Source organism: Clostridioides mangenotii TR (assembly GCF_000498755.1).
Classification (GTDB): domain Bacteria; phylum Bacillota; class Clostridia; order Peptostreptococcales; family Peptostreptococcaceae; genus Metaclostridioides; species Metaclostridioides mangenotii_A.
Genome location: NZ_AXUS01000046.1, coordinates 1 through 6,161, shown reverse-complemented (window position 1 = coordinate 6,161; position 6,161 = coordinate 1). Strand labels below are relative to the sequence as shown.

General features: G+C 28.7%; 8 protein-coding genes. 2 read left to right on the top strand and 6 right to left on the bottom strand.

What is annotated here, in order from left to right:
- Positions 1-251: 251 nt before the first annotated feature.
- Both T473_RS0114915 and T473_RS0114910 read right to left on the bottom strand, forming a co-directional pair.
- Positions 252-1,781: a recombinase family protein gene (locus T473_RS0114915; protein WP_024622577.1), complete on the bottom strand. Its 1,530-nt coding sequence runs from the start codon at positions 1,779-1,781 to the stop codon at positions 252-254.
- Positions 1,782-2,223: 442 nt separating this feature from the next.
- On the bottom strand, positions 2,224-2,754 hold the full coding sequence (locus tag T473_RS0114910; RefSeq protein ID WP_024622576.1) for a VanZ family protein: 531 nt from the start codon (positions 2,752-2,754) through the stop codon (positions 2,224-2,226).
- 227 nt (positions 2,755-2,981) lie between these two features.
- Between T473_RS0114910 and T473_RS18660 the strand changes: the two genes are divergently transcribed.
- A complete protein-coding gene (locus T473_RS18660) occupies positions 2,982-3,368 on the top strand; it encodes a hypothetical protein (protein WP_024622575.1) in 387 nt (128 codons plus the stop codon).
- A gap of 342 nt (positions 3,369-3,710) precedes the next feature.
- On the opposite strand, the gene T473_RS0114900 is transcribed toward T473_RS18660, so the two are convergent.
- From T473_RS0114900 to T473_RS0114890, 3 genes are all read right to left on the bottom strand, one after another.
- The gene (locus T473_RS0114900; RefSeq protein ID WP_024622574.1) at positions 3,711-4,229 is read right to left on the bottom strand and encodes a hypothetical protein; all 519 of its coding nucleotides are present in this window, start codon (positions 4,227-4,229) and stop codon (positions 3,711-3,713) included.
- Between the two features lie 352 nt (positions 4,230-4,581).
- On the bottom strand, positions 4,582-4,785 hold the full coding sequence (locus T473_RS0114895) for a helix-turn-helix transcriptional regulator (RefSeq protein ID WP_024622573.1): 204 nt from the start codon (positions 4,783-4,785) through the stop codon (positions 4,582-4,584).
- Positions 4,786-4,790: 5 nt separating this feature from the next.
- Positions 4,791-5,153 carry a DUF3796 domain-containing protein gene (locus T473_RS0114890; protein ID WP_024622572.1) on the bottom strand — a complete coding sequence of 121 codons (363 nt, stop codon included), beginning with the start codon at positions 5,151-5,153 and terminating at the stop codon, positions 4,791-4,793.
- Between the two features lie 436 nt (positions 5,154-5,589).
- Between T473_RS0114890 and T473_RS18805 the strand changes: the two genes are divergently transcribed.
- Positions 5,590-5,799, top strand: coding sequence for a hypothetical protein (locus T473_RS18805; RefSeq protein WP_024622571.1), 210 nt, complete (start codon positions 5,590-5,592; stop codon positions 5,797-5,799).
- Here the strand turns inward: T473_RS18805 and T473_RS20020 are convergent.
- Positions 5,707-6,117, bottom strand: coding sequence for a spore coat protein CotJB (locus tag T473_RS20020; RefSeq protein ID WP_278246373.1), 411 nt, complete (start codon positions 6,115-6,117; stop codon positions 5,707-5,709). The genes T473_RS18805 and T473_RS20020 overlap by 93 nt on opposite strands.
- Between the last annotated feature and the right edge of the window lie 44 nt (positions 6,118-6,161).

The window sequence follows — 6,161 nt, the reverse complement described above, 5'->3', positions numbered from 1 at the left end:
ATCTTTATTCTTCAGATTAACAGGGTGCTGTAAAGTTTTCTGATATATCCACATTTATAATAATCCTCCATATACATAATTTAGTCGTTAAATTCTTTTTCCCAAGGCCAAGGATCATCGTTCCACTGCATGGAGATCTACTTGGTGCATATCCAAAGTTAGTTAAAGGTCCGTATTGATTTTCATAACAATACCCTAAGTGCCTTGGGGATAAATAACTGTGTTTCCAACGCACTTAGGGTATGAACTTGTTAATCATTAAGTTTTAATTTTATAAAAGCGTCAAACTGGTCAGTTTCGTAACCATCTTCTTTATAATATTCAATTTCATCAATAACACTCTTCAATAATTTGTTTCTTTCTTTCGCATTAGGAGTGTGGGGGTAGACCTCTAACACCTTTTTAATACCTGCTACAATTTCAGCATCGCTTTTTGTATTTTTAGGAATCTTAGAATTAAGATCGGCAATATTTTGTTTTGTTGTTTCGATTCTATTTTTTATTATATTAGAACGCTCTATAAAGGTGTCATCATCATAAATTTTACGCTCGAAGAAATCATAAAGATTGTTTCTTTGTTTTTCTAGATCATTTAACTCTAATTCTAGTTTTGTAATAATCTGTTTAGTAGTTTTTACAGGGTCATTATTTGATCTATTATCTTTAATTGAATTTTTATCTATCTTAATTCTATAAGTCTCAAGCATATCATTTAAAGATGTTAATATTTTATTTTCTACAAATTCTAGTTGTGTAGATCTATTACCGCATTCATTTCTACATTTTAAATATATTTTTCCGCCATTGTTGGCATTTCTTTTTAAAATAGAGCCACATTTTTTACATCTTGCTATGCCTGCAAATGGGTTTTGAACAGCGTATTTACCACCGGGATTAGTAATTTTAGACTTACTAGACATTAATTTCTGAGCTTTATTGTATTCTTCTTCAGATATAATAGCTATATGTTTTCCTTTAGCGTATTCTATATTATTTTTATCATTTCTCTTGTGTATTAAATTGCCATTTTCATTAAATTTTCTTGTCTGTACAGTTCTTCCGTAACTTAAATAGCCACAGTATGTCTTATTAGATAAAATTTTCCTGATTGTTTCTGGCGGCCACTTATTAACTCTAGCAGGTTTAATATTTAAACTATCCAAGTATTTTGCTATATATCCTGAACCATATTCTTCATTAACATATAAATCAAAGATTAATTTTACTGTTTTAGAATCTTCATTTGGTACTATTGTGCGTTCACCTTTTTTGTTATATACAGCATCATATCCGAATGGTGGAGTGGAGTATATAAATTTACCATCTTCAAAACTTTTTTTACGTCCTCTTAACATACGCTTTTTTATGGTTTTGAGTTCTTGCCTTGCTATAAATGTTTGAAATTCTGTCATCTGCTCGTCGATTTCGTTTTCTAAATCGTATACTTTTTGCGGAGTTATAATTTTAGTGTTGCTGTATTTAAATGCCTCTAAAATAACACCTTGTTCTTTCATATTACCACGCCCAAGACGATCAATATCCATCACTAGAACAGCATTGTATTTATTATTTTCAACTTCTTGCAAGAGTTCAACCATTTTAGGACGTGCAACAATAGATTCTCCGCTTACAAGTTCTTCTTTGATTTCTACTATATTTAAATCATTTTTCTTAGCATATTCGATAAGTGTTGCTCTATGTTTAGCGAGCGTTTCAAATTCACCATTTTTCTCTAGTTCTAAGTCAGCACGAGACTTGCGCAAGTATATTGCTACATTCATATGTGTTCCCCCTTAAAACATATCTATAGTAAGTATATTAACATAATATCATATTTGAGAGATTTTATAGCATTATAAGCATATGGACAGGAAAACTTGTTACTTACTTAAAAATAATATTATATACAAAATGATGGACAAGTTATACACAAGATTGACGGAAAGGGAGTTACCTTTGTTTAAAGTTGTTGGAAATATGAGTAAATCCCAAATTTGTTTAAACTTACCAAATAATAATGGTAAAGAAAAAACTAGCTTGTTTGATTTAATGAATTAATAGTTTTAATAAATATTTATTCGACACAATAATCCAAAATAATAATATATTTTCAGATATACTATAAAATGTGTCAAATTATATAAAGTACTAAATCTGGAGGTTTTAAGTAATGAAGAAAATATTAATGACATGTTTAGTAGTTTATTAGTAGTATTTAAAGTATTAAATTCTAAATATCCATAGGTTGTTTATTTTTAGTAATAATAACAATAAAATCATTATGATAGTTCCTAATATTGCAATTATATTCATAAATTTTTGTGCCTTAACACTAGTTTTGAATACTTTTTCAATTCCTTTATATATCATTAATCCAATTATTCCGCCTAAAGTATTATTAATTATATCAGTAATATCAGAAGCGCCAACTCCCAAAATAAATTGGAATCCTTCACATATTAAACTAATTAAGAAGAATAAGAAAAGTTTTTTTCCAATAATCAATCTTTTAAATAAAATTCCTACATATATACCAAGTGGTAAAAAAATTACTACATTCATAATGATTTCACTAAAATGAAGTTTACCATTTATGATTAAAGATTCACTAAACGGAATTAAGTTTATACTTCTCATATTTCCCATATAAGAAAATTGTACATTAAATTTAAATACTATAATCCAAAATAATGCAATCAAATATATTATAAATAATACATTAGTTAACTTGTTTGTTTTATTATTATCTTTCATATTGTTCCTCCAATATTTTTGCAAATTCGTGTTTATCTATAAGATTATATAAATAACTTATAGTTCGCTTTTTTTACGATTGCGAACTATAATATATTTTACCATATATTGAAATCCCTATAATATAAAATGTCATATCATGCAACAATTAGGTATAAGATTCATAATATAATATTGTGAGAAGCTTTAAATATCTCACAAACAATTTTAAAGGAGATAGATATATTATGGGCTGTATTAGAAGAGACCATTGCGATAGAGACAGAGACAGAGATAGAGATAGAGACAGAGATTGTTTCGATAGAGACAGAGACAGAGATTGTTGCGACAGAGATTGTTGCGACAGAGATAGAGATAGAGATCGTTGCGACAGAGATAGAGACAGAGATAGAGACAGAGATAGAGACAGAGATAGAAATCGTTGCGACAGAGATAGAGATAGAGACAGAAAAAGATGTCATTGTAGGAATAGATGTCATTGTTTACACCAATGTAATAATTGGCATTGGTGTATTAAATGTAGTGGTAGAGATAGAAGAGACTGGTGGAACGATAGAGACCACTGCGATAGAGACGATAGGGATAAAGACAGAGGAAGATGTAACTGCTGGTAGATATTAATAGGGTAGCTTAATTGCTACCCTTATTTCATATTGATACTCCAATTAATTAATGAGTTTATTATTTAATATATCTAGCTCTTATTTTATGCTTAATATCACCAAGCATTGACATTACTACTCATATGAGGTAGATAGTAGATATATTCGAAGAAAAAGGAACTTAGATAAGTTTGATTATATGGTTAAAAGAGAGAAAACTAGTGTAAAGGTATGCTAAAAGAACATGCACTTTAATGTTTAGATGGCATGTTAACATAACTATACATGATATATAGTAAAGACGATCCTTCGATATTAACAATAGAACTTATACAATAGATATTTTAATTATTGTTATTGTATAAGGGTATTAAGATTTTGCTCATTTTGAATACGTATTAATTCTGAATACACATAATTAAGTAAAGTTCCATGATTTAATTCATCAGATATTATACTGAAAAGTGCATCTCTATAGTAAAAATTTGGTAATCCAAACATTATGAGTCTTAATTGCTTTATATACTTAGTAGTTTTTACAATGGAATCGTATATACCTGTAAATAAATCTCTAGGTGGAACGAAATAAAAACCTTGTTCGATATTAGCATGAGTACCTGTCAGTTGATAATATATTTCTTTCAACAAATTGCTATTATTAATGAGATCGTTTTTTAGTGATTCAATTATTTCTATGATATCATATAGCTCTTCAGCATTAGGTGAGGGTAATGTTTGAAATACTGAAATAGGTATTTTATCACTTAACCAATTATATAAAAGTAAATCTTGCTCCATAGAGTTTATTGAATCCAGTATCAAATTTATTGAATTTTGCAATTGAATAGGATTTGGATAAATATTTTGATACATAAGAAGCCTCCTAGATGTTTTACTTTAGATATATGCGTTAAATAATATTTGGATACATTTATAGAAATGAAGCTTTAAATTATACATGTTTGAGAACACTATCTCTAAGAGGCGATAGCATGCATATATTTGAAGAAAAAGGAAAAACCTTTGTTAATAGTGGAAATGCAAGAGGCTTTTGACTCCACGGATTATATATTTGAAATAGAATTAGATATATAGCCTATTTAGAATATAGATAGTACTGATTTAAGAAATAAAAGAGACATAAAGCTTACTATCAAAATTCTCCTTAATGGGTCTATGGTTTAGCCAAAAAGACCTAACCAAAAAACAAGAATAGAGTGACTAGTTAAAATTCAAAGATAAATAATTCTTCGATCGGAGTATTTAAAACTTTTGATATCCTAACGGCTAATTCAAGTGAAGGATTATATTTAGCATTCTCTAAACGAGCGACAGTTTCTCTTCGGACATTTACTTTATCAGCTAATTCTTGTTGAGTTAATTCTTTAAGTTGGCGATATTTTTTTAAATTACTTATAAACTTTGTCATAAAATTTAAACTCCAAAATCAAATTTGTAAGTTAAGAATGCCCATAAATTCGTTGATATTGCAAAAGTAAGTGCTAGTATTAATACTTGCATCCTATAAAGTGTTAGTATATCTACTGTATATAGCCTGATTAAATAACTTGCTGCAACTGCTAGAACAAAGCCTGTATAAAATGCTATGGAACCTGCTCGATGTTTATTATAAATTAAGCGCTCATCTTCACAATTTCCTAGCTTGTTCCACCAATAGATAGAAAAATTGCCAAAGAATCCAAAATATAAAAGCCCTAGTGGGTCACCATTTAATTCTTTAAAACCTAAAAATCCAAAAAGTGCAAAGAAAATCGAATACTTGCTCATGCCTTTCATTAATAAATCCCCCCATGTGATATATTTATATCTTTATATTACAAATATATCCCATTAAGTTAATTATTATTACTTAAAATCAAGAAAAAATGTCATTGATAATTAATTTAAGGTATTCTTGCATGGAATACCCTATTTTTCATTATAATAATAAATAAGAGCAATCAACTTAGATACTTTGCTAATAGCCCTGGGTTTAACTTCTTTAATAAACTCAATATATGCTATTGTAAACATACATAAGTAAATATTAAGCAGTGGAATGAGGGAGCTTATTTGGATAGAGCCAACGATTGTATGCACAGATGAATATGCCAAACGATAGAGGATCTTTAAGGCAACCAGTATTAAAAAGAATAAGAGAGGATAAACTAGCAAAAGATTGTGTTGAGAAATAAATATGTATTTATTGTGATAAAAAATGGAGGATTAAAAAATGAAAGAGATAAACTTAGATAAAATATCAAACAAACTGGTAGACATGGCAAGTAAAGGACATAAAGAAGTAGGCATACTTAGAGATGCAGAATATGGATTGGAAATAGCAGATATATCAAGCTGTTATAATAATGCCATCGATGTAGACAAAATAGGGACACTTAATTTGGGTGTCATGGTACGAAAAAGGGTATACAAGACGAGTTGACTCTAATGATAAAAAACTATCTGAAAGATTAAGAAGAATAAGAGAATAATTAACCAAATGAGTGTAGAGAATGAAAAAGGATTTATTAGGGATATAAAAAAGAGACTGTATTAGTCTCTTTTTATTTTGAAACAGTATATTAATCAAAAAAATATAAAGTAGGCACATTGAGCATTGATATTCATAAGCGTATCTAGCTTGAGCAAATTGATTACATAGAGTATTGTAAGTATTTATAGCGTTCTTGTCATCAGGATGGTTGTCAAGATAAAGATTCATATCTACACATGCAAAACAAGTCTCCTGAATTTTTCTCATAAGTTCGCTTCTTGAGGACTGTCTCATTTTCTCTTACCTCCTGT

Excerpts from the sequence above, each read along its gene's own strand:
- T473_RS18660 (WP_024622575.1), top strand. The coding sequence starts at position 2,982 with ATGGGCTGTATTAGAAGAGACCATTGCGATAGAGACAGAGACAGAGAT.
- T473_RS0114890 (WP_024622572.1), bottom strand. The coding sequence starts at position 5,153 with ATGAAAGGCATGAGCAAGTATTCGATTTTCTTTGCACTTTTTGGATTT.
- T473_RS0114895 (WP_024622573.1), bottom strand. The coding sequence starts at position 4,785 with ATGACAAAGTTTATAAGTAATTTAAAAAAATATCGCCAACTTAAAGAA.
- T473_RS20020 (WP_278246373.1), bottom strand. The coding sequence starts at position 6,117 with ATGAGAAAAATTCAGGAGACTTGTTTTGCATGTGTAGATATGAATCTT.
- T473_RS0114910 (WP_024622576.1), bottom strand. The coding sequence starts at position 2,754 with ATGAAAGATAATAATAAAACAAACAAGTTAACTAATGTATTATTTATA.
- T473_RS0114915 (WP_024622577.1), bottom strand. The coding sequence starts at position 1,781 with ATGAATGTAGCAATATACTTGCGCAAGTCTCGTGCTGACTTAGAACTA.
- T473_RS0114900 (WP_024622574.1), bottom strand. The coding sequence starts at position 4,229 with ATGTATCAAAATATTTATCCAAATCCTATTCAATTGCAAAATTCAATA.
- T473_RS18805 (WP_024622571.1), top strand. The coding sequence starts at position 5,590 with ATGAAAGAGATAAACTTAGATAAAATATCAAACAAACTGGTAGACATG.